Source organism: Magnetospirillum sp. WYHS-4 (assembly GCA_039908345.1).
In the GTDB taxonomy this organism is placed as follows: Bacteria; Pseudomonadota; Alphaproteobacteria; order Rhodospirillales; family GLO-3; genus JAMOBD01.
Map to the genome: position 1 here is coordinate 26,488 of JAMOBD010000002.1, position 23,312 is coordinate 49,799.

25 protein-coding genes, 2 tRNA genes and 1 riboswitch are annotated in these 23,312 nt (G+C 64.9%); of the genes, 13 read left to right on the top strand and 14 right to left on the bottom strand.

Annotated elements, in window-relative coordinates:
- Positions 1-48 precede the first annotated feature (48 nt).
- Together H7841_01355 and H7841_01360 are read right to left on the bottom strand one after the other, a co-directional pair.
- Positions 49-123 (bottom strand) — tRNA-Asn (locus H7841_01355).
- A gap of 8 nt (positions 124-131) precedes the next feature.
- Positions 132-205 (bottom strand) — tRNA-Cys (locus H7841_01360).
- Between the two features lie 174 nt (positions 206-379).
- Here H7841_01360 and H7841_01365 point away from each other — a divergent pair.
- From H7841_01365 to H7841_01375, 3 genes are all read left to right on the top strand, one after another.
- The gene (locus H7841_01365) at positions 380-1,027 is read left to right on the top strand and encodes a protein-L-isoaspartate O-methyltransferase (protein MEO5335530.1); all 648 of its coding nucleotides are present in this window, start codon (positions 380-382) and stop codon (positions 1,025-1,027) included.
- Between the two features lie 136 nt (positions 1,028-1,163).
- Positions 1,164-2,558, top strand: coding sequence for a TolC family outer membrane protein (locus tag H7841_01370; protein MEO5335531.1), 1,395 nt, complete (start codon positions 1,164-1,166; stop codon positions 2,556-2,558).
- A 155-nt stretch (positions 2,559-2,713) separates the two neighbouring features.
- A complete protein-coding gene (locus H7841_01375) occupies positions 2,714-3,406 on the top strand; it encodes a DUF2497 domain-containing protein (GenBank protein MEO5335532.1) in 693 nt (230 codons plus the stop codon).
- 173 nt (positions 3,407-3,579) lie between these two features.
- Here H7841_01375 and H7841_01380 read toward each other — a convergent pair whose 3' ends face one another.
- Entirely contained in the window at positions 3,580-4,737 is a 1,158-nt protein-coding gene (locus tag H7841_01380) for a GGDEF domain-containing protein (GenBank protein MEO5335533.1), read from the bottom strand.
- Positions 4,738-4,869: 132 nt separating this feature from the next.
- Positions 4,870-5,052, top strand: a riboswitch (cobalamin riboswitch).
- 44 nt (positions 5,053-5,096) lie between these two features.
- On the opposite strand from H7841_01380, the gene bluB reads away from it, so the two are divergent.
- Complete coding sequence (gene bluB, locus H7841_01385; GenBank protein MEO5335534.1) at positions 5,097-5,855, top strand: 5,6-dimethylbenzimidazole synthase; 759 nt, start codon at positions 5,097-5,099, stop codon at positions 5,853-5,855.
- A gap of 3 nt (positions 5,856-5,858) precedes the next feature.
- Here the strand turns inward: bluB and H7841_01390 are convergent, their stop codons facing one another.
- From H7841_01390 to H7841_01415, 6 genes are all read right to left on the bottom strand, one after another.
- Complete coding sequence (locus H7841_01390) at positions 5,859-7,022, bottom strand: diguanylate cyclase (GenBank protein MEO5335535.1); 1,164 nt, start codon at positions 7,020-7,022, stop codon at positions 5,859-5,861.
- Positions 7,019-8,239 carry an MFS transporter gene (locus tag H7841_01395; GenBank protein MEO5335536.1) on the bottom strand — a complete coding sequence of 407 codons (1,221 nt, stop codon included), beginning with the start codon at positions 8,237-8,239 and terminating at the stop codon, positions 7,019-7,021. The genes H7841_01390 and H7841_01395 overlap by 4 nt, the downstream gene beginning before the upstream one ends.
- 253 nt (positions 8,240-8,492) lie before the next feature.
- The gene (era, locus tag H7841_01400) at positions 8,493-9,392 is read right to left on the bottom strand and encodes a GTPase Era (protein ID MEO5335537.1); all 900 of its coding nucleotides are present in this window, start codon (positions 9,390-9,392) and stop codon (positions 8,493-8,495) included.
- Positions 9,389-10,084 carry a ribonuclease III gene (gene rnc, locus H7841_01405; protein ID MEO5335538.1) on the bottom strand — a complete coding sequence of 232 codons (696 nt, stop codon included), beginning with the start codon at positions 10,082-10,084 and terminating at the stop codon, positions 9,389-9,391. Before rnc ends, era begins: the two co-directional genes overlap by 4 nt.
- Before the next feature lie 2 nt (positions 10,085-10,086).
- A complete protein-coding gene (lepB, locus tag H7841_01410) occupies positions 10,087-10,821 on the bottom strand; it encodes a signal peptidase I (GenBank protein ID MEO5335539.1) in 735 nt (244 codons plus the stop codon).
- Positions 10,822-10,920: 99 nt separating this feature from the next.
- A complete protein-coding gene (locus H7841_01415) occupies positions 10,921-12,129 on the bottom strand; it encodes an iron-containing redox enzyme family protein (protein ID MEO5335540.1) in 1,209 nt (402 codons plus the stop codon).
- Between the two features lie 154 nt (positions 12,130-12,283).
- On the opposite strand from H7841_01415, the gene thrH reads away from it, so the two are divergent.
- Entirely contained in the window at positions 12,284-12,901 is a 618-nt protein-coding gene (thrH, locus tag H7841_01420) for a bifunctional phosphoserine phosphatase/homoserine phosphotransferase ThrH (GenBank protein ID MEO5335541.1), read from the top strand.
- Positions 12,902-12,936: 35 nt separating this feature from the next.
- Entirely contained in the window at positions 12,937-13,560 is a 624-nt protein-coding gene (locus H7841_01425; GenBank protein MEO5335542.1) for a hypothetical protein, read from the top strand.
- 6 nt (positions 13,561-13,566) lie between these two features.
- On the opposite strand, the gene H7841_01430 is transcribed toward H7841_01425, so the two are convergent.
- The gene (locus H7841_01430; GenBank protein ID MEO5335543.1) at positions 13,567-14,094 is read right to left on the bottom strand and encodes a pentapeptide repeat-containing protein; all 528 of its coding nucleotides are present in this window, start codon (positions 14,092-14,094) and stop codon (positions 13,567-13,569) included.
- A 267-nt stretch (positions 14,095-14,361) separates the two neighbouring features.
- Here H7841_01430 and H7841_01435 point away from each other — a divergent pair, with 267 nt between their 5' ends.
- The 7 genes from H7841_01435 (at position 14,362) to H7841_01465 (ending at position 20,054) form a co-directional block, all read left to right on the top strand.
- A complete protein-coding gene (locus H7841_01435; protein ID MEO5335544.1) occupies positions 14,362-15,339 on the top strand; it encodes a Ppx/GppA family phosphatase in 978 nt (325 codons plus the stop codon).
- On the top strand, positions 15,336-16,025 hold the full coding sequence (locus H7841_01440) for an RlmE family RNA methyltransferase (GenBank protein MEO5335545.1): 690 nt from the start codon (positions 15,336-15,338) through the stop codon (positions 16,023-16,025). The genes H7841_01435 and H7841_01440 overlap by 4 nt, the downstream gene beginning before the upstream one ends.
- Before the next feature lie 76 nt (positions 16,026-16,101).
- Entirely contained in the window at positions 16,102-16,389 is a 288-nt protein-coding gene (locus H7841_01445) for a twin-arginine translocase TatA/TatE family subunit (GenBank protein ID MEO5335546.1), read from the top strand.
- Between the two features lie 44 nt (positions 16,390-16,433).
- Positions 16,434-16,835, top strand: coding sequence for a Sec-independent protein translocase protein TatB (gene tatB / locus H7841_01450; protein ID MEO5335547.1), 402 nt, complete (start codon positions 16,434-16,436; stop codon positions 16,833-16,835).
- Between the two features lie 54 nt (positions 16,836-16,889).
- A complete protein-coding gene (gene tatC / locus H7841_01455) occupies positions 16,890-17,681 on the top strand; it encodes a twin-arginine translocase subunit TatC (protein MEO5335548.1) in 792 nt (263 codons plus the stop codon).
- The gene (locus tag H7841_01460) at positions 17,678-18,781 is read left to right on the top strand and encodes an NAD(P)/FAD-dependent oxidoreductase (protein MEO5335549.1); all 1,104 of its coding nucleotides are present in this window, start codon (positions 17,678-17,680) and stop codon (positions 18,779-18,781) included. The genes tatC and H7841_01460 overlap by 4 nt, the downstream gene beginning before the upstream one ends.
- A gap of 34 nt (positions 18,782-18,815) precedes the next feature.
- Entirely contained in the window at positions 18,816-20,054 is a 1,239-nt protein-coding gene (locus H7841_01465) for a hypothetical protein (protein MEO5335550.1), read from the top strand.
- Here the strand turns inward: H7841_01465 and H7841_01470 are convergent.
- From H7841_01470 to H7841_01485, 4 genes are all read right to left on the bottom strand, one after another.
- Positions 20,023-20,259, bottom strand: a complete 237-nt coding sequence (locus H7841_01470; protein ID MEO5335551.1) for a hypothetical protein — start codon at positions 20,257-20,259, stop codon at positions 20,023-20,025. The two genes, H7841_01465 and H7841_01470, sit on opposite strands and share 32 nt — an antisense overlap.
- Before the next feature lie 207 nt (positions 20,260-20,466).
- Positions 20,467-20,751, bottom strand: a complete 285-nt coding sequence (locus H7841_01475; GenBank protein ID MEO5335552.1) for an acylphosphatase — start codon at positions 20,749-20,751, stop codon at positions 20,467-20,469.
- Positions 20,748-22,733: an acetyl-CoA carboxylase biotin carboxylase subunit gene (gene accC, locus H7841_01480; protein MEO5335553.1), complete on the bottom strand. Its 1,986-nt coding sequence runs from the start codon at positions 22,731-22,733 to the stop codon at positions 20,748-20,750. The genes H7841_01475 and accC overlap by 4 nt, the downstream gene beginning before the upstream one ends.
- 81 nt (positions 22,734-22,814) lie before the next feature.
- Entirely contained in the window at positions 22,815-23,204 is a 390-nt protein-coding gene (locus H7841_01485) for a hemerythrin domain-containing protein (protein MEO5335554.1), read from the bottom strand.
- Positions 23,205-23,312: the final 108 nt, after the last annotated feature.

Genomic DNA, 23,312 nt, shown 5'->3' on the forward strand with positions numbered 1-23,312 from the left:
CCTACAGCAGAAAAGAGCCCGCCGGTTTCCCTGGCGGGCTCTTCGTTTTGGCTCCGGCGGTAGGATTCGAACCTACAACCCTGCGATTAACAGTCGCATGCTCTACCGTTGAGCTACGCCGGATCAGAAGCTGGAGGCGCGGGCCGGAATCGAACCGACGTACAAGGATTTGCAGTCCTCTGCATAACCACTCTGCCACCGCGCCACGCGCCCCGGTTAGCCGCGGCGGGACCGGACATTAGTCGCAGAGTCCTCCCTGGTCAAGAATATGAATCCGGCTCCCGGCGCTCTTTTTTCGCCCGCTTGCAAACGTGATTGTGTTCCCCGCGCCGCCGCCTAGAATGAGCACGGTTTTTCTAGGCCCATTCCGGAGGACGCCATGGACTACGCCGCCGCCCGCCGCTACATGGTGGAAAGCCAGCTCCGCACCAACCGGGTGAACGATCCGCTGATCCTCGCCGCCATGGCCGCCGTACCGCGCGAGGCCTTCGCCCCCGAGTCGGCCAAGGCTCTGGCCTACCGCGATGAGGCCCTTCCTTTGGGACACGGCCGCTTCCTGATGGAACCCTTGGCCTTGGCCCGCCTTCTCCAGGCGGCAGGAATCCGCGAAACCGACGTAGTGCTTGAAGTAGGATGCGGCACCGGCTACGGCGCGGCCGTCATCGCCCGTATCGCCAATGCCGTGGTCGCCTTGGAATCGGACCCGGCACTGGCGGCTCTTGCCGGCCGCATCTTGGCCGATCAACACGCCGCGTCGATAGTGGTGGCCGAAGGCCCTCTGGAATCCGGCTACCCCCGCCAGGCACCTTACGACGTCATCGTGATGGGCGGGGCTGTTGCCGATATTCCGCGCGCGATCCAGGAACAGTTGGCGGAAGGCGGGCGCCTGGTGGCTATCCAACAGCAGGGAGTCGGCAAGGGAATCCTGCTATCGCGCCATGGGTCGACCTTCGCCCGGCGCGAGTTATTCGAATTGGGCGCCCCGCCCTTGCCTGGATTCGCGCAGAAAGCGGCTTTCGTCTTCTGATGACGGGTAAAAACTGGAATTCGGTCCCAAAGATCGTATTTACAAAGTGATTCCATATTATGTATCTTTCGAAATCGCTGGATACAGTATTTTGAAGGACATGACGGTTGGCGGACGGGAAGGAGCGAGCATCTTGATGGGTTGGCGGGGGGCATTGATCGGCGGCGTTGCGTCCGTGGCTCTGCTGGGGCCGGGATGGGCCTGGGCGCAATCCCTGGAGGAAGCACTCGTTTCGGCCTACGCCAACAATCCCACCTTGCAGGCCCAGCGCGCCAAGGTGAGGTCCACGGATGAAGGCGTGCCGCAAGCGTTGGCCAACTGGCGTCCCAAGATTTCCGTCGATGGCAGCGTCGCCAGCCAAGCCTATTACAACTACGCCGCCACCGCGGGAACCACCGCCTACGGCCAGCATCGGGACCCGAAGTCGGTCGGCGCCAGCCTGACCCAATCCCTTTTTCGCGGCTTCCGCACCCTCAACGAGACGGATCGTGCCGAACTGAAGGTGCTGGCGGAACGGGCCCGGCTGGCTTCCACCGAACAGGACATCCTGAGCAAGGCGGCGACGTCTTACCTGGATGTGGTGCGCGAGCAGGCCACATTGGAACTCAATCGCGGTAACGAACAGGTGCTGCGCCGCCAACTCGAAGCCGCGCGCGACCGCTTCCGGGTCGGCGAGATTACCCGCACCGACGTCCATCAGGCGGAAGCCCGTGTCGCCAAGGCGCAGGCGGATCGCATCCAGGCGGAAAACAATTTGGAAGCCTCGCGGGCGACCTACGCCAACTATGTCGGCGAGGCAGCCGGAAAGTTGGCTCGCCCCGGCATGCCGACCGATCTTCCCGTCAGCAAGGACGAGGCACTCAAGGTCGCGACGGTTGCCTATCCCCTGGTCCAGGCAGCGGAACTCGATTCGGCCGCCTCCGACAAGTATGTCGACGTGGTGCGGGGCGAACTGATGCCCAGTCTCGATTTGTCGGCCAAGGCCAGCAAGGACTACGACTCTTCGGCCGAAGACAATCGCATCAACACCCTGGAAGGCAAGCTGACCCTCACGGTTCCCCTCTACGAGAAGGGGTCCGTTTATTCCCGCCTGCGCGAAGCCAAGCAACTCGCCGCTCAGGATCGCCACAAGACCGACAAGGAACGTCGCGACGCGCGGGAAAAGGCCGTCCGCGCTTGGGAACAGCTTGAGTCGGCCAGGGCCCGCGTCGATTCCTATGGCGCCCAGATCCGGGCCTCCGAGATTGCACTGGAAGGCGTGGAAAAGGAAGCTGCCGTCGGTTCGCGCACCGTTCTTGATGTTCTGGACGCCGAACAGGAAGTCCTGGATGCCAAGGTCAACTTGGTGAAGGCCCAGCGTGACGAACTGGTGGCCATCTTCGACCTCAAGGCCGCCATGGGGCAATTGACGGCAGAAAAGCTCAACCTGCGTGCCGCCATCTACAATCCGCTGGCCCATTACAACGAAGTCAGGGATAAGTGGTTCGGCGGATCGAGTTCCGGCGACATCAGCGACAAACCGGTCAAATAGTAGGGGGGAAGACTGGATCAGGCGTTTGCGGCACGGGCGATCTGTTGTACCGTATCGCGACAGCCCACCTGGGGGGCGGCCGGCCAGCCACGGAATCGATGATCGACAAGGCGGGACAAACCAACGGCGAAGCAGATGGAGGGCAAGAGCCCTCGATGGAGGATATTCTCGCCTCCATCCGCCGTATTCTGGCCGAAGACACCGAAGAGGAGCCGAAGGCTCCTCCTCCTCCACCGCCTCCGCCGCCGCCGCCGCCTCCTCCACCGCCTCCGCCGCCGGAACCGGAAGAGGAAGAACTCGACATGGCTGCGGCCATGGCGCAGATGGCGGCTGAAATTCAGCCGGAACCTGAGCCGGAGCCTGAGCCACTTCCGGAACCTGAGCCCGAGCCGCTCATTGAGCTGATGGAGCCAGAGCCAGAGCCGGTATTCGTGCCTCCTCCGCCTCCGCCTCCGCCTCCGCCGCCTCCGCCGCCGCCTCCGCCTCCGCCTCCGCCGCCTCCTCCGCCGCCGGCCTTCGTCATGCCGGTGGAGCCAGAGGATATCCTGGAATTGACGGCAGCCATGGTAGCCGCGCCCGAGCCCATGGCGATGCCCCACATCATGTCGGAAACCACCGCCAAGCGGTCGACCGACGTGTTGTCGGACTTGGCCAAGGCGATCCTGAATCAGCGCGACCTTGCCATCAATGCCGGCAAGGAAGGCGTCACCCTCGAGGGGATCGTCCGCGAGATGCTGCGGCCCATGCTCAAGGAATGGCTGGACCGCAACCTGCCCTATCTCATCGAGCGGTTGGTGAAGAAGGAAATCGACCGCATGATTAACCGGGCGGAGCGCCTGGAGGAATAATACCGGCTCCCCCTCGAAATGATCGTTGGCCGGTATCGAGCGGCCATTGCGGCCGCGGCCAAGCCGCCAAAGGCGGCGCCCGGCAAGGGACAAGAAAGAATATACCAGCCGGTCAAGTCATTGGCCGGTTGGAATGATGCCTCCCGCTCCGGTCGGAACGACGCGTCGGCGGATCACCCGCTGCCCGGCAAGATTTCCTCGCCACAACAAGAGATGGATCGGGCTTTTCCCGCCTTTTTCGCCTGGTACATGCGCTGGTCGGCCAGTTCCACCAGCTTGGGCCAGTCGCCGATTCCGTCCGCCTTGCGTTCGGCGACGCCGATGCTGGCGGTCAGCAGGCCACCGTCGGGCCGATTGCCCAGCCAGTCCTGCATAATGCGCCGCAGGACCAAGCGCACACCGTTGGCGTCGGTATTGGTCAGCACCACGACGAATTCCTCGCCCCCCCATCGAACGATGATGTCCGACAGGCGTAGCTTGGCCCGGAGTGCGTTGACCAGGGTGCGCAGGGCCGCGTCCCCTTCCTCGTGTCCGTAGCGATCGTTGATGGACTTGAAGTTGTCCAGGTCGAAAAACGCAATGGCGAAGGGGGAGTCGTGCCTTTCGGCAACCCGGTATTGCAGATCGATGATCTCGCCGCCCGATCGCCGGGTAAAAACGCCGGTCAAGGGATCCTGGCTCGCCCGGCTGACCAGGGCAATCATGTAGTTGAGTTGGCCGGCCCCGGCCAAGGCGCCGACACCGAAGATCAGTCCCAGCAGCCACATGTTGCCGATGTAGGTCGGCCAGGAAAAGCCCGTCCCGGCGAATGCCGCCCCAACCGCAGCCAGGACCATGACCGGCGACGCATAGAGCAGCGCCTCCAGGATGGTCAGCGGAAAGACGCTGAGGCCGGCGATGGCGACAAAAGGAAGCAAGGCATACAAGGCGGCGACGATGGCCGCCAATCCGTCCAGCGGGACGCCGTGAAACAGAGGAATCGACACCAGATAGAAAAGGGGAGGATTCACCAGCATGGCGGTCAACATCAGGAAGGCGTTGCGCTGGGTCTTCTCGAATTCCCAGGGCCACGCCAGCGCCAGAAAGACAGCGCTGGAAAACAGCCGGATACCCCCCAGGATTCCCCAGGCTGGCCAAGCGAAGGCCACGGCATCCACAAGAATCCACAAGGGCGTCAACACCGCGAAGACAGCGGATACCAACTGCACGCGACTGATGACGATGGCGGCCCGGTGGCGCTGCAGATAGGGCGAATGCTCGCGCGCCCAAAGCAGACTGACCATCTGGCTGCGAGTAATGCCCAGCGACCCCACCAGCTGCTTGAGGTGCATCCGTAGCCCCCCCATCCCTAACCCCGGACTTTCCTCTAATTCCTATCTGGTGGCATTCGACAACGACGAAGCCCCTGCGTCAAGTGGGGGAATTACCGCGAATTCCTATAGCCGTCCAACGCGGCTTCTGGTATCACCCGGCCACCTTCCGGTGCCCGCGCGAGCGGGAGAATCGGGAACGCGGTGAAATTCCGCGACGTGCCCAACGCTGTAAGGGGGACTCTCCGGCGACATGCCACTGGCCACAAGGCCGGGAAGGCGTCCGGAGCGGGGCGATCCCAAGCCAGAAGACCGGCCGGAAGGGAAGTCCGATCCGCGCGGACAGCGGAACGGATGCACCCATCGCAAGGGGACCCCCGATGGACACCCAGACCAAAGTTCTGCCCGCTGCTCCATACTCCGCCGCCGACCGCCGCGCGCTCTACCGCACCATCCTGGAACGCCGCGACGTGCGCAGCGAGTTTCTGCCCGACCCGATCCCCGACGAAATCCTGGGTCGCCTGCTCACCGCCGCCCATCACGCGCCATCGGTCGGCTTCATGCAGCCCTGGAGCTTCATCCTGATCCGCGAGACGGAAACCAAGCGTCATATCCATGACCTGTTCCTCAAGGCCAACGCCGATGCCGCCTTGATGTTTCCCGAGGACAAGCGCCAGACCTACCGCTCCCTCAAGCTGGAGGGAATCATGGAAGCGCCGCTGAACCTATGCATCACCTGCGACCGCGACCGTGCCGGCCCCGTGGTCATCGGGCGCACCCATATCCCGGCCATGGACCTGTTCAGCAGCGTCTGCGCCGTGCAGAACCTCTGGCTGGCGGCCCGCGCCGAGGGACTGGGCGTCGGCTGGGTGAGTATCCTGGACGCGGACGGCCTGCAGGAGGCACTCGCCATTCCGCCCCGCGAAGTTCCCGTGGCCTACCTCTGCCTGGGCAGGGTCAGCGGCTTCCATGCCCAGCCGGAATTGGCCAGCGCGGGCTGGCGGTCACGCCTGCCGCTCGCCGACTTGATCCATTTCGACGGCTGGGGACGGCGCGACGCGACCGCACCGCTGCTCGACCGCCTGCGAAGCGATCAGCAGGCAGTGGCCGAAGGCCTTTTCCTGGAAACGAGGGTGTAGGCGTCAGGTCATCTCCGCGCCGCCGCAGACGACGGCGCGGGCCTTGCCCGCCTTCTTGGCCTGGTACATGCGCTGGTCGGCCAGTTCGATCAGCTTGTTCCAGTCGTTGATCCCGTCGGCCTGCCGCTCGGCGATGCCCAGACTGGCGGTCAGCGGCAGGCCGTCTGGCCGCAGGCCGAACCATTCGTCGAGCATGCGCCGCAGCACCAAGCGCACACCCTGGCAGTCGATGTTCCCCAGAACCACGACGAACTCCTCGCCCCCCCAGCGCACGATCACATCACCGCGCCGCAGCTTGTTCTTGAGGCCCGCGACCAGGACGCGAAGCGTCGCGTCGCCCGCCTCATGGCCGTAAACGTCGTTCACGGACTTGAAGTTATCGAGGTCCACGAACAGGACGGCGAAGGGGGTATCCTGGCGCATCGCCATGCGAAACTGCAGGTCGATGATCTCGGCCCCCGACCTCCGGGTGAAGACGCCGGTCAAGGGATCCTGGCTCGCCCGGCTGACCAGGGCGATCATGTAGCGCAGTTGGCCCACCCCCGACACCCCACCAACCCCAAGAATCAGGGCCAGGAGCCAGAGCTTGCCGATGTAGGCGGGCCATGTGAAGTCGATAGCGAAGGCGGCGCCCACGGCGGTAAGGATCACCACCGGCAGTGCGAAGGCCACCGCCTCGGCGATGGTCAGGGGAAATACCGCCAGGCCGGCCACCATGACGAAAGGCAGCAGGGCGTAGAGTGCCGCCACCACCTCCCCCACAGGACCGAGCGCCACCCCTCCGAACAAAGGCAGCGCGGCTAGGTAGAACAGCGGCGGATTGACCAGCATGCCGGCCAGCATGACCATGGCAAGACGGGGTGTGCGGTCGATCTCCCAAGGAATCGCGAGCACCGCGAAAAGCAGGCTGGAAAAGACGCGCACCCCCGCCAATACGCCCCAGGCCGGCCAAGGCAGAACCAGGGCGTCAACCAAAATCCACAGCGGCGTGAGGATGGCGAAGGCGCCGGACACCAGCCGCACCCGGTCGACGATCACTGCAGCCCGATGCCGCTTCAGGTAAGGGGAATGGCCGCCCCCCGACATCAGGTCGCGCAGGGTGTCGCCGACCAGAAGCGGGGCGGCCAAATCGCGCAGATGGCCGGTCAGGTGCCGGAGAGTCGTCATGCCCGTTCCACCCCCAGCACCACCGCCTCGCGCCGCTCGCCGGGCAGCAATAGGGCGAACAGGAAGGCCAAGGAGGCCAGGACGGCCAGCACCGTGAAAAGCGCCGAAAAACCGCCGGTGGCGTCGTAGAGCATCCCTTCCATCTTCACCCCTAGGCCGGCCACCCCGAAGGCCAGGACGAACTTGAGCCCGAAGGCCAAGCCCCGCCAGCGGCTGGGAGAATAGCGGGCGATCAGGGCGTTCTCGGCCGGCAGCAGCCCGACGTTGGCCGAAACCATGGCCATGGCCAGCCCCACCAGAGGCAGCCCCACCATCGACCCGGCCAGAACCAGCAAGGGCACCTGGGCCAGCAGGGTCCCGATGTAGATGGTCTTCAGCGGATAGCGGTCGGCCAGCCAGCCGGCCGGCACCTGGAGCGCGCCCGCCACCAGATAGACCAGCGCCACCCCCATCGATGCCCCGAGCACGCCCCCGGCATCCGTCACCAGGCGTTCGGTGAAGATCTTGGGCAGGCCCGACTGGGTGGCCTGATAGATCAGGCCGGTACAGATCATGGTCAGCGACATGACCAGGAAAGCCCGCACCTGATCGCGCCGCGAAGCCGGCGGGTCGGTGCGGCGATCCTGCGCCGACTCGACAATGATCCCCCGGCGCAGCATTGCCAGGAAAACGACGCCGGTGGCCACCATCGCCACCGACGGCGCCAAAAAGGCCATCCGCCAGCCGAACAGATCGGTGAGCAAGCCGGCCGACAGCGCCGCCACGGCTGGCCCGACGCCGCCGAAGATGCCGTTGATACCCAGCGCCGCCCCCCGGTTGACCGCATGCTTGATCAGCCAGGCGATTCCCACCGGATGGTAGATGGACCCGAACAGGCCCGTCACCGCCAGTGCCGCCATGACCTCGCCCGGCGTGCCCGCCAAGCCCGCCAGAAACAAGCCGAATCCGGTGCCCAGGAAGAAGGCGGCCATCATGCCGGGGGCACTCCAGCGGTCGCTGAGCCAGCCGGCAAGGGGGGCGCCCAGGCCATAGAGCAGGTTGCCCACCACGATCAGCCCCACCGTCTCGCCGTGGCTGAGGCCCCATTCCCTTTCCAGGGCCAAAGCGACCACAAAGAAGATCGGCGCCCCCAGATGGGAATATAGGTGCCCCAGGCAGGAAAATGCCAGAATCAGGCGGGACGACGCGGGGATGGTAGAGGACGATGGAGTCTGCATGATCCGAACTCTGCCACCTTGCGGGGCGCCCTACAAGCTTGGCGCCAAGCCCTACGCCAAACATCCTATACGCGACCGTTGTACGGCCCGGAGACCATGCCAAGGTTCCATCGTCCCGCGCTCAAAGTGCTCGCAGGGACTCTGGCAACGTAATCGCTGTTTTCCAGAATCGGCGGGCGACTACAGTTGGCGAACATCGGACCATTCCCGTGTCCGCATCCGTGCCCTGGTCCCCTGCCGCGGTCGGGTCGGGTCAGGCGTCGAAGTCGAGACCCCAGGGGCGGTAGCGGTCGGGATCGTCGCCCCAGGCTTCGCGCACCTTGACGAACAGGAACAGATGCACCCGCTGTTCCAGGATCTCTTCGAGTTCGTGCCGAGCCGCCTCGCCGATGGCTTTGATCTGGCTGCCGCCCTTGCCCAGCACGATAGCCTTCTGGCCGTCCCGTTCGACGAAGATCACTTGGCGGATGGCGATGCTGCCGTCGGCCTTGTCCTCCCAGTCCTCGGTTTCCACGGTCGCCGCGTAGGGCAGTTCCTGACGCAGCCGCAGATAGAGCTTTTCGCGAGTGATCTCCGCGGCCAGCATGCGCAGTGGCATGTCGGAAACCTGGTCCTCGGGAAAGAGCCAAGGGCCTTCCGGCACGCGGCGGGCCAGTTCGGCCACCAGATCGGGCACCCCATCGCCGGTTTCGGCCGAAATCATGAAGATGGATTCGAACAGCCCCTCGGCCGACAGGTTCTGCGCCAAGGCCAACAGAACCGGCTTCTTGACCAGATCCACCTTGTTGAGCGCCAGGATCACCGGACGACCGCCCTTGGCCTCGGTCTTGAGGCGCTCGACCACGGCGCGCGTATCGTCATCCAGGCCCGCCTTGGCGTCGACCAGCAGCAGCACCGCATCCGCGTCCCCCGCCCCGCCCCAGGCGGCGGCGACCATGGCGCGGTCCAGACGCCGTTTGGGCCGGAAGATGCCGGGTGTATCGACGAAGACGACCTGCGCCTCGCCTTCCAGTACGATCCCCAACACCCGGGTGCGGGTGGTCTGAACCTTGGGGGAAACGATGGAGACCTTCCCCCCCACCACGCGATTCATCAGGGTGGACTTGCCCACGTTGGGCGCCCCCAGAATGGCGACGAAACCGCAACGGGTCATGCCTTGCCCTCCTCGGCCAGGATTCGCAACAACGCTTCGGCGGCCGCCTGTTCGGCGGCCCGCTTGGCCGGACCGCTCCCCGGAGTGGGCGGCATCCCCTCGACTTCCACCACAACGACGAACAGGGGCGCATGGTCGGGACCGGAACGTTCCATCTCGCGGTAGGCCGGCAGCGGCAAACCACGGCCCTGGGCCCATTCCTGCAACGTCGTCTTGGCATCCTTGGGCGGCCGCAGGTCCTCGGCCAGCAAGGGAGCCCAGAAGCGACGCACGAATCCTTCCGCCGCCGCCAGCCCGCCATCCAAGTAGAGGGCGCCGAGCACCGCCTCGCAGCCATCGGCGAGAATGGTCGGCTTATCGCGCCCGCCCGTTTCCGCCTCGCCGTGCGCCATGGTGAGGTGCTCGGCCAAGCCGATGGTTTCCGCCACCCGGGCCAGGGCCTCGCGGCGCACCAGGGCCGTATGGCGGCGGGCCAGGGCACCTTCCTCCTCATCGGGGAAGCCCTCGTAGAGCATGGCGGCGATCACCAAGCCCAGCACCCGGTCGCCCAGGAATTCCAGGCGCTCGTTGGTGTCGGTGCGGCGGTCGCGGTTGCGCAGACTGCTGGCATGGCGCAACGCCAACCCCAGCAGGTCGCGCCGCGCGAAGTGATGGCCGAGAATGGATTCCAGGGTGGCGATCCGGTCGCCCATACCTACTCGATACCCGAAAACAGGCGACCGAAGCGGATGGTGCTGCCCCACTTCCAGAATTCCCAGAAGCTGCCATCCACCGAGAAGAACATGAAGACCGCCTTGCCGATCAAATTCTCCCGCGGGATGTAGCCGACTTCGGCCAGAAAGCGACTGTCGGCGGAGGCATCGCGGTTATCGCCCATACCGAAGTAATGGCCCTCGGGCACCTGATAGACGGGCGTGTTGTCCATGGGCCCCTGATCGCTGACCTCGAGGATCAGGTGGCGGCGGCCGTTAGGCAGGGTTTCGACGAACCGCGCCGTGCGCAACATGTTGCCGTAGGGGTCGCGGGCGCTATGGTCGGCAAGGCGCTCGCGCTGCACCGGCTGGCCGTTGATATGCAGGATGCCGCCGATCATCTGGAGGCGATCGCCCGGCAGGCCGACGATGCGCTTGATGTAGTCGGTCCTGTTGTCGCTGGGCTTCTTGAAGACTACCACGTCGCCGCGCTCGGGCTCGGAAAACAGGATTCTTCCGGAGAACAGGGGCAGGCTGCCCGGCAGGGAATGCTTGCTGTAGCCGTAGGAGAACTTGGAAACGAACAGATAGTCGCCCACCAGCAGGGTCGGGATCATCGAGCCCGAGGGGATATTGAAGGGCTCGTAGGCCACGGTGCGGATGGCCAGCGCGATGGCCCCGGCCCAAAGGATGGTCCGGACCGTCTCGGCGAAGCCTCCTCCAGTCTCCCTGGGCATGAGCGATGTTCTCTGACGGGGGAATGATTCGATTGGAAACCCGCCCGTGGGCGGGACGGCCCGATCAAGCCAGCACCGGCCCTCCCTGTCAAGGCGCTTTCACGCGAAAACGAAGGGCATCCCTGTGTCTTTGCGGTAGGCGTCGCCGCCCACCACGCGGTCGGGGGCGGTGCCTTGCCGGGCCTCGATCAGAACTGCCTCGATCCGCCGGTCGGCCAAGCGGTAGCGGCCTTCCAGGGCCAAGTCGCCCAGGCTCGCGCAGGGATCGCCGAAGACCTCGCCGTAAAGGCCGGTCATCATGCCGTAGCGGCTGGCCATCAAAGTGTTGCAGGCTCCCTTCGCCGCCGCCATATCGGCCGCCCCCCGCATATGCAGGCTGGTGACCAGCATCACCGAAACCGCATGCAGCACGTCGTAGCGCACATGCGCGCTGAAGACTTCCACGTGATGGCGGCTGAGCGGCAGCTTCTCGCGCCGGCCGACCCGGATCAGGCCCCCCAGCAACAGGCTGAAGAATTCCGGCACCCCCCACTCCATGCCCAGTCCCACCGACGCCAGGGATTCCAGGGGCGAAAAGGCCGGATGCCCGGCCACCAGGCGCTGGGTCAGCACGTTGTCGGCCACCGCGGGCAACATCGGCACGTCCTGGGCGGCGGGAGGAATCCCCAGGCCCTCGAACAACTGGCGGTACATGGCGATGTGGGTATGGGCGGAAAACAGCCGGGAAAGCGGCGGATAGTCGTCCAGGGAATGGCCCCCCACCCCGTATTCGTCGGCCACCAGTTGCGCCAGGGCGACCTGGGTGATCTCCGACAGGCGCTCGTTCAATTCGCCGAAAGGCATCGCAGTGAGACCATGGAAACGCCCGATGGCCAAGGCCACGCACTGGCGGGTGTTCTTGATCTGATTGAAGTAGTGGCAGGCGAAGGCCCTGACTTGGCTGGGGGCGACGCGTCCCTCGAAAACCCGAAGAAAGAAGGGATGGCGCCAGACCGGATGGGCCATCACGTGGTCGTGCAGGTCGAGAAACATCTCCCCCAGGGCCCCCTTGCGGAACAGCGCGACATCGCGAAAGGGATGGCCCGCGGGCACACGATCGCGTAGCGCGCCGAACAGCCGGTGCAGGTCCGCCCCCTCGGCCTCCGCCTCCGCCACCACCCGGATGAAGTCGCTCCGCTGGCTGGCACGGAAGGCCTCCAGGACCTCCTCCGCGCTCAGGTCCAGCAGGTCGGGCAGCGGATGCACCTCGGGCGGCAGAACGGACCGCCCCTTCTCGATGACGACAAGATCGGAATAGGGCTTGTTCATGTCTTCGTCATAGGACGGCCCCGGCATTCCCGAAAGCTGCCATTAACCCCTATAGTAGACATCGAATCGTTTTCCCGTCCCCAAGCCTCTTCGCTGTTGACGACGGCCGCCCGCTGCATTACGCGATGCCCAGGGAACTTGTCGGAGAGATGCCGTGGAAATCGTCTGCCTGGACATGGAAGGGGTGCTCGTCCCCGAAATCTGGATCAATTTCGCCGAGCACACCGGCATCCCCGAGCTGCGTCGCACCACCCGCGACGAACCGGACTACGACAAGTTGATGCAAGGCCGCCTGAAGATCCTGGACGAACACGGCCTGAAACTCCCCGACATCCAAGGTGTCATCCGCCGCATGGGCCCCATGGACGGGGCCCGTGATTTCCTGGACGGCCTCAGGAAGGACTACCAGGTGGTGATCCTCAGCGACACCTTCTACGAATTCGCCATGCCGTTGATGGAGTTGCTGGGCATGCCGACCCTCTTCTGCCACAAACTGGAGGTGGACGGCGTCGGCCGGGTCACCGGCTACCGCATCCGTCAGCAGAACCACAAGCGGGAGGCCGTGCGTCACTTCAGGGAACTGAACTTCCTCACCATCGCGGCGGGCGATTCCTACAACGACACCGCCATGCTGGCGGAAGCCGATTTCGGCATCCTTTTCCACGCGCCGGAAAACGTCATCCGCGAATTCCCCCAGTTTCCGGCCGAAACCACGTTTCCTGGCCTGCGTGGGCGCATCGATGCCACGGCTGATCGGTTGCGCCGTTCCTGATGGTCTTGATCGATCGACAACGAGGAGTATTCCCCATGAAGGCAGTCGCGTCCGCCGTCGGCTTGTTCCTGGCAATGGCTTCCGGCGGCACCATGGCGGCCGATCCCGCCCCCTATGCCTTCGGGCCCTTGCGCCTCGGCATGGCACTGGAGGACTTCCGACAGGCGACGCCCACCACCGCCGACCAGAAGATCTTTTGCACCGGGGACAAGGCCGACCCGCAAATCGAGATGCCCCAGGTCTTCCCACTCACGCCCGAAATGGCTGCCGCCGGAGCCGTTCGCTGCGCCTTCTTCGGTCGTGAGGCGGACGGCAAGATGCGTCCCCTCCAGGCCGATCTGGCCGATGTTCCGGCAACCTTCTGGGCGCTCTTCTTCTCCGAGGGCAAGGGCTCCCCGCACCGGCTCGTGCAGATCAATCTCTGGATCCCGACGCCGGCCTACGGCGGGGTGGTGGACCTGTTCAGGTCCCGCTACGGCTTTCCCGTGACCCAGCACGCCAAGGCAACCATCTGGGACAACGGCCCCAGCGAGATCGTTGCCAGCTTCGAGGACCCAACGGACGCCAGCGCCCCGATCTTCTTCATCCACAAGGCGCTGCAGCAGACCTTCGCCAAACGGGTCGCCCCGCCCAAGGACAGCAAGCCGAAGAAGAAATAGGGGGCATCAGCGGCATTCCCCGACCGAGCCTTCGGCGCAGACGCGACCATCGGTCCAGATCGCGTTGCCCAGATGGGCGCCCGCCAAGTTCGCTTCGTCCAGACGCGCGCCCTTCAGGTTGGCCGCCATCAGGATGGCCCCTTGAAGGTTGGCGCCACGAAGGTCGGCCCCGCTCAGGTTGGCCTGCACCAGATTGACCCTGGGCAGGTTCGCTCCCTTCAGGTTGGCGTTGTTGAGCAGGCTAGCGAACATGTGGGCCCCTTCCATATCCGCCCCCTCCAGATTGGCACTGTCAGCCCTGATGACCTGGAGATCGGTGAAACGCAGCTTGGCCCCCTTCAGGTTCGCCCGATCCAGGATCGCCGCCCGGTAGGACCCCTCGTCGAGGTCCCGGCCGCTGCCGTCGACGCCGGCCAAGTTGGCAAACATGCAGGTCGCCTCCCGCTCCAGCTTGCACCCCACCGGAGATGCCTGGACGTCCTCCGTCCCGAGGCCCGTCAATACCACCGCCGCCGCGATTGACATGAACCGCATGATACTCTCCTTTGTTATTATCTAATATTATAAAATACCTGGAAACACCCCAAGGTATTCTTGATTATCACTATGGGGACGATGGTCGTCGGGAGCAATAGAAAGAATGGAACAACGCCCCTGCCCAAATCCGCGGACGCCCCAACGAACCTCTTTCGGAATGCCCAGGCTCTCGGGTATGGTGGCCAAAATAGGGATTGCGCCAGGGAGACGAAGCGCGTGCGTCAGGAGGCCGGCCCAGAGCCGCGGCAATATGACGGAAAAGCGATGCCGGTCTACGCGGCTGTCGATCTTGGAACCAACAACTGCCGCATGCTGATCGCCCAGCCGCGTTCGTCGGGTTTCAAGGTGGTCGGCTCCTTCTCGCGTGTCGTCCGTCTGGGCGAAGGGCTGGTTTCCAGCGATCGCCTGTGCGATGCCGCCATCGACCGCGCCGTCGAAGCCCTGGCCGTCTGCGCCCAGCGCATGCGCGAGCGCCGTGTGCGTCAGGTTCGCTGCGTCGCCACCGAGGCCTGCCGCCGCGCCGCCAACACTCCGGACTTCCTGGCCCGCGTCCGCGAGGAAACCGGCCTGAACCTGGAAACCATCACGCCGGAAGAAGAAGCGAGCCTCACCCTGATGGGCTGCGTCGCGCTGCTGGACCGAGCCCTGCCCAACGCGCTGGTCTTCGACATCGGCGGCGGCAGCACCGAAATCACTTGGCTGGACCGCCAGGCCGACGGCTGCCTCCACACCCAGGGGTTCCTGTCCCTGCCCTTCGGCGTCGTGTCCCTGACCGAGCGCTATGGCCATGATCGCCTGCATCCCGACCAGTTCGAGTCCATCGTCGAATCCATTGCCATCGCCCTGGCAGAATTCGATGCCCGCCACGGCATTTCGGCGGCGGTGCGCGATGGCCGGGTGCAAATGATGGGGACATCCGGCACCATGACCACCCTGGGTGGACTCTATCTGGACCTGCCGCGCTACGACCGTTCGCGGGTCGACGGCCTGGACATGGAGGTGGAGGCCGTGCGCTCGCTCAGCCACCGCTTGGCCACCCAGTGCTGCGCGGAACGAGCCCGCCATCCCTGCATCGGCCAGGCCCGCGCCGATCTGGTGGTGGCCGGCTGCGCCATCCTGGAAGCCATCTGCCGCCACTGGCCCGTCGCCTCGCTCAGGGTCGCCGACCGCGGCATCCGCGAGGGACTGCTGCTCCGCATGATGGGCCGCGGCCCGCGGGGCGTCTGGCCGGGGGACGCATGACCCGAAAATCCGGCACCGGGACCGGCGGCCGCGGCCTGACCGAAAGGGTCCGCACAGCCAAGAAGCGTTCCATCTCGTCCACCCTCTGGCTGGAGCGCCAGCTCAACGATCCTTACGTCGCCGAAGCCAAACGGCAAGGCTACCGGTCGCGCGCCGCTTTCAAGCTGATCGAACTGGACGACCGCTTCCATATCCTCAGGGCCGGTCTTCGAGTGGTGGACCTGGGGGCCGCGCCGGGCGGATGGACCCAGGTAACGGTGGAGCGAGTCAAGGGCGCCCCGGTGGTCGCCCTCGACATCGACGAGATGCCGCCCGTTCCCGGCGCCAGGGTGCTGCTTGCCGATTTCCTCGACGATGCCGCCCCGGCGTTGCTGCACGAAGCCTTGGGCGGTCCGGCCGATCTGGTCTTGTCCGACATGTCGCCACCCACCACCGGGCACGCTGCCACCGACCACCTGCGCATCATGGCCTTGGTGGAAGCCGCCCTGGAATTCGCCGTCGAGACCCTGGCGCCGGGTGGCGCCTTCGTCGCCAAGGTCTTTCAGGGCGGAACCGAGCACCAACTCCTGGCCCACATGAAGCGCCTGTTCGATTCCGTCCGCCACGCCAAGCCGCCGGCCAGCCGGAAAGGCTCGGCGGAGGTCTACGTGGTCGCCATGGGATTCAAGGGCAGGAAGCTGGCGTGAGCCCGTTGCGATGGCCGCAGCTTTCTGCCATTATCCGCCCCTTCGCAAGACCCAACCCTGAAGGTGAGACCGAAGAATGGGAAGCTTCAGCATCTGGCATTGGCTCATCGTCCTCGTGGTGGTCCTGGTGCTTTTCGGCGGCGGCGGGAAGATCAGCCGCCTGATGGGCGACTTCGGCAAGGGCCTCAAGGCCTTCAAGAAGGGTATGAAGGAAGAGGGAGCCGCCGAGGAAGGGGCCGACCAGCCGCAAGTCCTGGCCTCCAGCGCCGCCCCCCAGGTGCCGCCGGTCCAACCGGCTCAGGCCCCGCAGCCGACCCCGTCCGCATCGCAGGCGGGCCCGCAGCAGCAGCCGCCGCAGCATTGACGGCACTCTCCGGCCTGGCGGAACCAGCCAGGAGATAGGATGGCATGTTCGACGTCGGTTGGCAGGAACTGATGCTCATTGGGGTCGTGGCGCTGGTCGTCGTCGGCCCCAAGGACCTGCCCCTCGCACTGCGCACCGGCGCCAAGTGGGTACGCAAGGCGCGCGGCTTGGCGCGCGAGTTCCAGACCGGGGTCAACGAGGTCATCCGCGAGGCCGAGTTGGAAGAAATCAAGGAACAGGTCAAGAAGCAGGTCGAAGAGGTCCAGGCCTTCGACCCCGCCAAGGAGGCCGAGAAGTTCCTCGACCCCGACAGCGAACTGGCCCGTGAACTGCGCCTGATGGACGGCTCCGCCGGCATGGATGACCCGAAGCCGGCCGCAACCGAGGAAGCCGCCGGCCCCCTGCCGCCGCCGGCCGGTAACGCCGCCCCCAAGGCCGACGGGTAGGACGCCGTGGTCGAGCCCACCCTCAAGGACGAACAGGTCGTCGAGGAACAGAAGATGCCGCTGCTCGAGCATCTGCTCGAACTGCGCCAGCGCCTGCTGTGGTCGGCTCTGGCGCTGATCGGAATGTTCCTCGTCTGCTACTACTTCGCGGCCGATCTTTACAATTTCCTGGTCCACCCCCTGGCCGAGATCATGAACCAGCAGGGCGGCAACCGGCGCCTGATCTACACGGCCCTGCACGAGGCCTTCTTCACCTATATCAAGGTGGCCTTCTTCTTCGCCCTCTTTCTCGCTTTCCCCTTCATGGCGGTGCAGCTCTGGAAGTTCATCGCACCGGGGCTCTACAAGCACGAAAAGAAGGCCTTCATGCCCTTCCTGGTGGCGACGCCGGTGCTGTTCTTCATGGGCGGCGCCCTAGCTTATTATGTCGTCTTTCCCATGGCTTGGAAGTTCTTCCTGGGCTTCGAGTCGCCAGGTGGCGAAGGTAACTTGCCCATCCAGCTGGAAGCCAAGGTCGACCAGTATCTCTCCTTGGTCATGCACCTGATCTTCGCCTTCGGTCTCTGTTTCGAGTTGCCCGTCATCCTGACCCTGCTGGCCAGGGTCGGGCTGGTCACGTCCAAGGGCATGGCCGAGAAACGCCGCTATGCCATCGTCGGCGCCTTCGTGCTGGCCGCCGTCCTGACCCCGCCCGACGTCATCAGCCAGGTCAGCCTCGCCATCCCGACGATGATCCTCTACGAGATCAGCATCTTCGCCGCCCGCTTCGTCGAGAAGGAGCGGGGCGACGAACCGGACGAGGACGACGGGGACATGGACGAGGAAGCTCCCCCCGCCACCCCATGACCGAGGCCGTGGATTGCCTCGTCGTCGGCGCGGGGGTGGTTGGACTGGCGATAGCCCGCGCGCTGGTCATGGCCGGCCGCGAAGTGGTGGTGCTGGAAGCCGCCGAGGCCATCGGCACCGGCATCAGCGCCCGTTCCAGCGAGGTTGTCCATGCGGGACTCTACTATCCGCCCGGGAGCTTGAAGGCCCGCCTCTGCGTTGAGGGCAAGCCCCTGCTTTACGCCTTCATGGCGGAACACGGGGTCGCCCACCGCCGCCCCGGCAAGCTCCTGGTCGCCACCGATGCCCGCCAGATTCCTGCCCTGGAAAAGATCGTTGCCACGGCTCGGATCAACGGAGTGGACGACCTTCAGTCCCTCGACACCGCCCAGGTCCGGGCCTTGGAGCCCGACCTGCGGGCGGTTGCCGCCGTGCTGTCGCCGTCCACCGGCATCCTGGACAGCCACGGCTTAATGCTGGCCCTGAGGGGCGAAGCGGAGGCACAAGGAGCCATGATCGCCTTTCGCAGCCCCTTGCTGGGCGGGCGGATCGGTCCGGAGGGTATCGTCGTCCGCACGGGTGGCGAGGCGCCCATGGACTTGGCCTGCCGAGTCCTGGTCAATGCCGCGGGCCTGGGGGCGCAGGCCGTGGCGGCAAGTCTGGAAGGGCTGTCGTCCGCCCAAGTTCCGCCACGTTATCTCGCCAAGGGCAATTACTTCGCTCTGTCGGGCCGCAGCCCTTTCCGCCACCTGATCTACCCGGTGCCTGAGGCTGCGGGACTGGGCATCCACTTGACCCTCGACCTGGGCGGCCAGGCCCGCTTCGGGCCCGACGTCGAATGGGTGGAGACGGAGGATTATCAAGTCGATCCGGCGCGCGTCTCCGGCTTCGCCCAAGCGGTGCGAACCTACTGGCCCGGCCTGCCCGACGGCGCTTTGCGGCCCGGCTATGCCGGTATCCGCCCCAAGATCCAGGCCCCTGGCGAACCAGCTGCCGATTTTCGCATCGAAGGCCCGGCCGACCACGGCATTCCCGGCCTTGTGAACCTGTTCGGTATCGAGTCGCCGGGCCTCACCGCCTGCCTGGCCATCGCCCGCCACGTCACCGGCCTTCTGGAATAAGCATTTATTCAGAAAGGGCCACTATGCTGGCGGAATGATACGGTCCGCCCTTCTTTCCCTGACCGCCGCGACGGCTCTGCTATTGGCCGCCGGCGTCCAGGCACAGCAGCCTCCATCCCAGGGGCCGGGACAGACGCGCGCCCAAGGCAAGGTCGTGCCATCCCCCAAGCCCGAACCTCCACCCATGCCGAAGGAAAGCAGCCTGTTCCTCGATCACCGCGAGGAAATGCGCCGCTTCGTCCTGGCGATCTCCCATTATGCGCGATCCCAGCGCAAGGACTTCGCCATCGTCGCCCAGAACGGCCTGGAACTGCTGAACAAACTGGAAGGGGTCGAGGAATCCAAGCCCCGCCCGGCCCCGGCCCGCGCCTACACGATGGCCCTCGACGGCATCCTGGTGGAGGGTTTCCATTATGGATACCGCCAGTTCGACACCCCCATGCCACCCGTCCGGCGCAAGAAGACCTTGCCTTTGCTCCAGCAGGCGAAGAAGGCCGGCGTCAAGATCCTGACCGTCGACTATGCCCTCGATTCCCTGCATGTGGACGATGCCTATCGGCAGAGCCAGGAACTGGGCTACGTCCCCTTCGTTGCGCAAGCGCGCGGGCTGGACCTCAATTTCCTGCCGCATTCGCCCAAGACGCCGGTCAACGAAAACGCGGACCATATCCTGTCGTTCCGCGATGTCCGCAATTTCGCCTGGTTGGTGGACACCACTCCCCATGGCACCGAGGCGCAGTTCGCCCTCAAGATGCATGAAACCAACTACGATCTGTTGATCGTACCGGTCTTCCATGGGCGGACGCCCTTGTCGCGACAGGCCGTGGAAACCCTGCGATACAAGAAGCTCGGCTCGCGCCGCCTGGTCTTCGCCCAGGTGAACATCGGCATGGCGGCCGCCTACGACTACTTCTGGAAGCCCGAGTGGAAGGAAGGTGCGCCGAGCTTCGTCAGCGCTTCGGTGACCGGCAATCCGGACCTCCATTGGATCGAATACTGGAAGCCGGAATGGCAGAAGATCGTCAGTGGCGATCCCAATTCCTACATCTACGGCGTGATCGCCCAAGGGTTCGACGGCATTGTCCTGGACGGCCTGGACACCTACCAGTTCTTCGAAGGGCCGCAAAAGAAGGAAGAGGACGAAGAGGAGGAGGAAGAGATTGCCGTCAAGCCGGAGGAAGCCAAGCCCGCATCGCCGCCGCAGCAGCAGCCCACCCCAAAACCTAGCGGCCCCATGGTACTCAGCCCGGCCGCCGGGTCACTTCCGCAATGACGAAGCCTTCCTCGGGCCGGTAGCGCTGGAGAACCAGGGCCCGCGCCTCCGCCTCGTTGCGCGCCGCGATGCCTTGCACATGCAAGTCCGCCCAGTTGTCACCGAACAGATTGTGGCTACGGTTTTCCTTCACCAAGGCGCGGACCTCGCGGTTATAGACGGCAACCTCGAAAACCGCTGTGTCCTCGTTAGGCGTGCTCAACATGAATACTCTCCTTCGCTTGGCCCCATCCAACCAGCCTTCCCGGTCCGGAAAAGTGGGATTTCCCAAGCTAATTCTCCCTCTCGCATTCTTAATAATCGGTTACCCAAAGTCAACATGAAGTATTTTCGTCAAACAAATGCCACTCCGTCGAAACGCACTGAAATAATTATTTCGCAGCGCACAAGATACACTCGACTACCGCTGCCGCTACAGGGTCGGAAGTTGTTGGAATCCGGGGCTGGAAGGCGGCGAGCTGGCATTTACCGCAATGCGGTCGACGCGGGCGGCGGGCGGACCATCCCAGCAGTCCCTGACCATGGCGTCCACGGCGTCGGCCGGACCGGAAAACAGGGCTTCCACCGAACCGTCGGCCCGGTTACGCACCCAACCGGCGAGGCCGCGCTTCACCGCCTCGCCCCGAGTCCATGCCCGATACCAGACGCCCTGGACCCGGCCTTCGATGCGCACCTGAACGGACTTCGCACCGTTCACTTGAACTCCAGGATCTTCTGATCCACCGCCAAGCTGTCGCCGGACTTGGCGTGCAGGATGCCGATGGTTCCGTCCCGTTCGGCACGCAGGACGTTTTCCATCTTCATCGCCTCGATGACCGCGAGCGGGTCGCCGGCCTTGACTTCCTGGCCTTCCTTGACCGCCAGCGAGACCAGCAGGCCCGGCATGGGCGACATCAGGAAGCGGGATAGATCGGGCGGCAACTTCTTGGGCATCAGGCCTTGCAGCGCTGCCGTGGCGGCGCTCATCACCAGAGCTTCGGCCTGGGTGCCGCGATGGCGCAACCGGTAGCCCACGTTCAGACGATCCACCTGCAGGCAGGCGGGCTCGCCGTTGACCGTGGCGTGGAACAGGGGTTCTCCCACCTTCCAATCGCTGACGATGTCGAAAGTCTGGCGGTGCGTCTTCACCCGGAATCCCGCCGCCGCCGCCGCCACGGTCACGGGATGGCTGTCGCCGCCCATGCGGACGTTCCAATCGGCAGCGACCTTGCGCTCGAATCCCGGCACTTGGCCACTGATGCGGGCTGCCCGTTCCTGGTAGGCGTAATGCATGGCGGCGGCCACCGCCACCAGCATCAAGGGATTGTCGTGGGGCACGTCGGCGGCATGGAACCCGTCCGGATACTCCTCGGCGATGAAGTTCGTCGACAAGCGCCCTTCCTCGAACCGCGGATGGGTCACCAGGGCGGCCAGAAAGCCGATGTTGTGGGAAACCCCGGTGATGAAGAACTGGTCCAGGGCATGGCGCATGTTGGCGATCGCCTCGTCGCGGTCCCTGCCGTAGGAGCACAGCTTGGCGATCATCGGATCGTAGAACATGGAAATCTCGCCGCCTTCGCAAACGCCGGTATCGACGCGCACAGAGGCCGATTCGGCGGGCGGGCGGTAGCGCACCAAGCGCCCGGTGGAGGGCAGGAAGCCGCGGAAGGGATCTTCCGCATAGACGCGGGCCTCCAGGGCCCAGCCCTTCAGCTTGACATCCTTCTGGCGCAGCGGCAGTTCCTCGCCGGCCGCCACCCGGATCATCTGTTCCACCAGATCGAGCCCGGTCACCAGTTCCGTCACCGGATGCTCGACCTGCAGGCGGGTATTCATTTCCAGGAAGAAGAAGTTCCGCTGGGTGTCGACGATGAATTCCACCGTGCCCGCCGAACGGTACCCGACCGCGCGGGCCAGGGCCACCGCCTGTTCCCCCATGGCCTTGCGGGTCTTGGCGTCGAGGAAGGGCGAAGGGGCCTCCTCCAGGACCTTCTGGTGGCGCCGCTGGATGGAGCATTCCCGCTCGCCCAGATAAAGGACGTTGCCGTGGCCGTCGGCCAGCACCTGGATCTCGATGTGGCGCGGTTCCTCGATATATCGCTCGATGAACACGCGGTCGTCGCCGAAGCTGGACTTGGCCTCGCGGGAAGCGGAGGCGAAACCCTCGCGGGCCTCCTTGTCGTTGCGGGCGATACGCATGCCCTTGCCGCCGCCACCCGCCGACGCCTTTATCATCACCGGATAGCCCACCTCCTGGGCGATCTTCACGGCATGGTCGGCATCCTTCACCACGCCGGTATGGCCGGGGATGGTATTGACGCCGGCCTTCATGGCCAGCTTTTTCGATTCGATCTTGTCGCCCATGGCCGTGATGGCCTCCGGGGGCGGACCGATGAAGGTCACCTTCTCTTTTTTCAGGCGCTTGGCGAAGCTTGTGTTCTCGGACAGGAACCCGTAGCCGGGATGGACGGCATCGGCGCCGGTCTCCTTGATGGCGCGGACGATGTTGTCGATAACCAGATAGCTTTCGGCGGACGGCGCCTTGCCGATGAACACCGCCTCGTCGGCCATCTCGACATGCAAGGCGCGGCGGTCGGCTTCCGAGTAGACGGCGACCGTCTTGATCCCCATCTTGCGAGCCGTCTTGATAACCCGGCAGGCGATTTCGCCTCGGTTGGCGATCAGGATCTTCTTGAACAGCGGCATGCTACCCCCTTGGTGTCTCGGTGTGTCTTGGTGCCTTGGTGGTTCACCTTTTCCACCCTTCAGCCCTTTTCCGCCTCAATGATCGGCCATCCGCTTGTCGACGTTGACGATATGCTCGACCAGCCAGGGCAAAAAGCGCCGCTGCAGGGCTTGAACGAAGAAGGCGCTGCGCAGGCCCGTGACTTCGACCACCATCTCGTCGAACTGGGCGAGCAGGATTTCGTGCAGGGTCCGATGCGCGTCCAAGCGGACGCTACCTTGGCCGTGCATGAAAGCCTCCTCCCAGCGAAAGTGCCGTTCCACGTGGTCGCGGAAGTTGGCGAGCGCCATGGCGACCGTCGGACCATCGCCGCCTTCGGCGGCCAATTCCCCAAGCAGGTTCAGGGCATCGAACAGATCGGAATGCTGCTGGTCCACTTCGGGGATGCCCGTCAGCAGATTATCCGAGAGTTCCGATATCCGCATAGGCCCCTCCCTCCATTGGAAGTCCCTCCCCGACCGCTTCGCCGATACGCCTGTCCCCTGTCATGCCAACCGGCCAATGACTTGGCCGATGGGTATCTTTATTCTTGG

Bases quoted from the DNA above. Each gene is read 5' to 3' on its own strand.
- H7841_01365 (MEO5335530.1), top strand. From the start codon at position 380: ATGGACTACGCCGCCGCCCGCCGCTACATGGTGGAAAGCCAGCTCCGC.
- H7841_01370 (MEO5335531.1), top strand. From the start codon at position 1,164: ATGGGTTGGCGGGGGGCATTGATCGGCGGCGTTGCGTCCGTGGCTCTG.
- H7841_01375 (MEO5335532.1), top strand. From the start codon at position 2,714: ATGGAGGATATTCTCGCCTCCATCCGCCGTATTCTGGCCGAAGACACC.
- H7841_01380 (MEO5335533.1), bottom strand. From the start codon at position 4,737: ATGCACCTCAAGCAGCTGGTGGGGTCGCTGGGCATTACTCGCAGCCAG.
- bluB (MEO5335534.1), top strand. From the start codon at position 5,097: ATGGACACCCAGACCAAAGTTCTGCCCGCTGCTCCATACTCCGCCGCC.
- H7841_01390 (MEO5335535.1), bottom strand. From the start codon at position 7,022: ATGACGACTCTCCGGCACCTGACCGGCCATCTGCGCGATTTGGCCGCC.
- H7841_01395 (MEO5335536.1), bottom strand. From the start codon at position 8,239: ATGCAGACTCCATCGTCCTCTACCATCCCCGCGTCGTCCCGCCTGATT.
- era (MEO5335537.1), bottom strand. From the start codon at position 9,392: ATGACCCGTTGCGGTTTCGTCGCCATTCTGGGGGCGCCCAACGTGGGC.
- rnc (MEO5335538.1), bottom strand. From the start codon at position 10,084: ATGGGCGACCGGATCGCCACCCTGGAATCCATTCTCGGCCATCACTTC.
- lepB (MEO5335539.1), bottom strand. From the start codon at position 10,821: ATGCCCAGGGAGACTGGAGGAGGCTTCGCCGAGACGGTCCGGACCATC.
- H7841_01415 (MEO5335540.1), bottom strand. From the start codon at position 12,129: ATGAACAAGCCCTATTCCGATCTTGTCGTCATCGAGAAGGGGCGGTCC.
- H7841_01425 (MEO5335542.1), top strand. From the start codon at position 12,937: ATGAAGGCAGTCGCGTCCGCCGTCGGCTTGTTCCTGGCAATGGCTTCC.
- H7841_01430 (MEO5335543.1), bottom strand. From the start codon at position 14,094: ATGCGGTTCATGTCAATCGCGGCGGCGGTGGTATTGACGGGCCTCGGG.
- H7841_01435 (MEO5335544.1), top strand. From the start codon at position 14,362: ATGCCGGTCTACGCGGCTGTCGATCTTGGAACCAACAACTGCCGCATG.
- H7841_01440 (MEO5335545.1), top strand. From the start codon at position 15,336: ATGACCCGAAAATCCGGCACCGGGACCGGCGGCCGCGGCCTGACCGAA.
- H7841_01445 (MEO5335546.1), top strand. From the start codon at position 16,102: ATGGGAAGCTTCAGCATCTGGCATTGGCTCATCGTCCTCGTGGTGGTC.
- tatB (MEO5335547.1), top strand. From the start codon at position 16,434: ATGTTCGACGTCGGTTGGCAGGAACTGATGCTCATTGGGGTCGTGGCG.
- tatC (MEO5335548.1), top strand. From the start codon at position 16,890: ATGCCGCTGCTCGAGCATCTGCTCGAACTGCGCCAGCGCCTGCTGTGG.
- H7841_01460 (MEO5335549.1), top strand. From the start codon at position 17,678: ATGACCGAGGCCGTGGATTGCCTCGTCGTCGGCGCGGGGGTGGTTGGA.
- H7841_01465 (MEO5335550.1), top strand. From the start codon at position 18,816: ATGATACGGTCCGCCCTTCTTTCCCTGACCGCCGCGACGGCTCTGCTA.
- H7841_01470 (MEO5335551.1), bottom strand. From the start codon at position 20,259: ATGTTGAGCACGCCTAACGAGGACACAGCGGTTTTCGAGGTTGCCGTC.
- H7841_01485 (MEO5335554.1), bottom strand. From the start codon at position 23,204: ATGCGGATATCGGAACTCTCGGATAATCTGCTGACGGGCATCCCCGAA.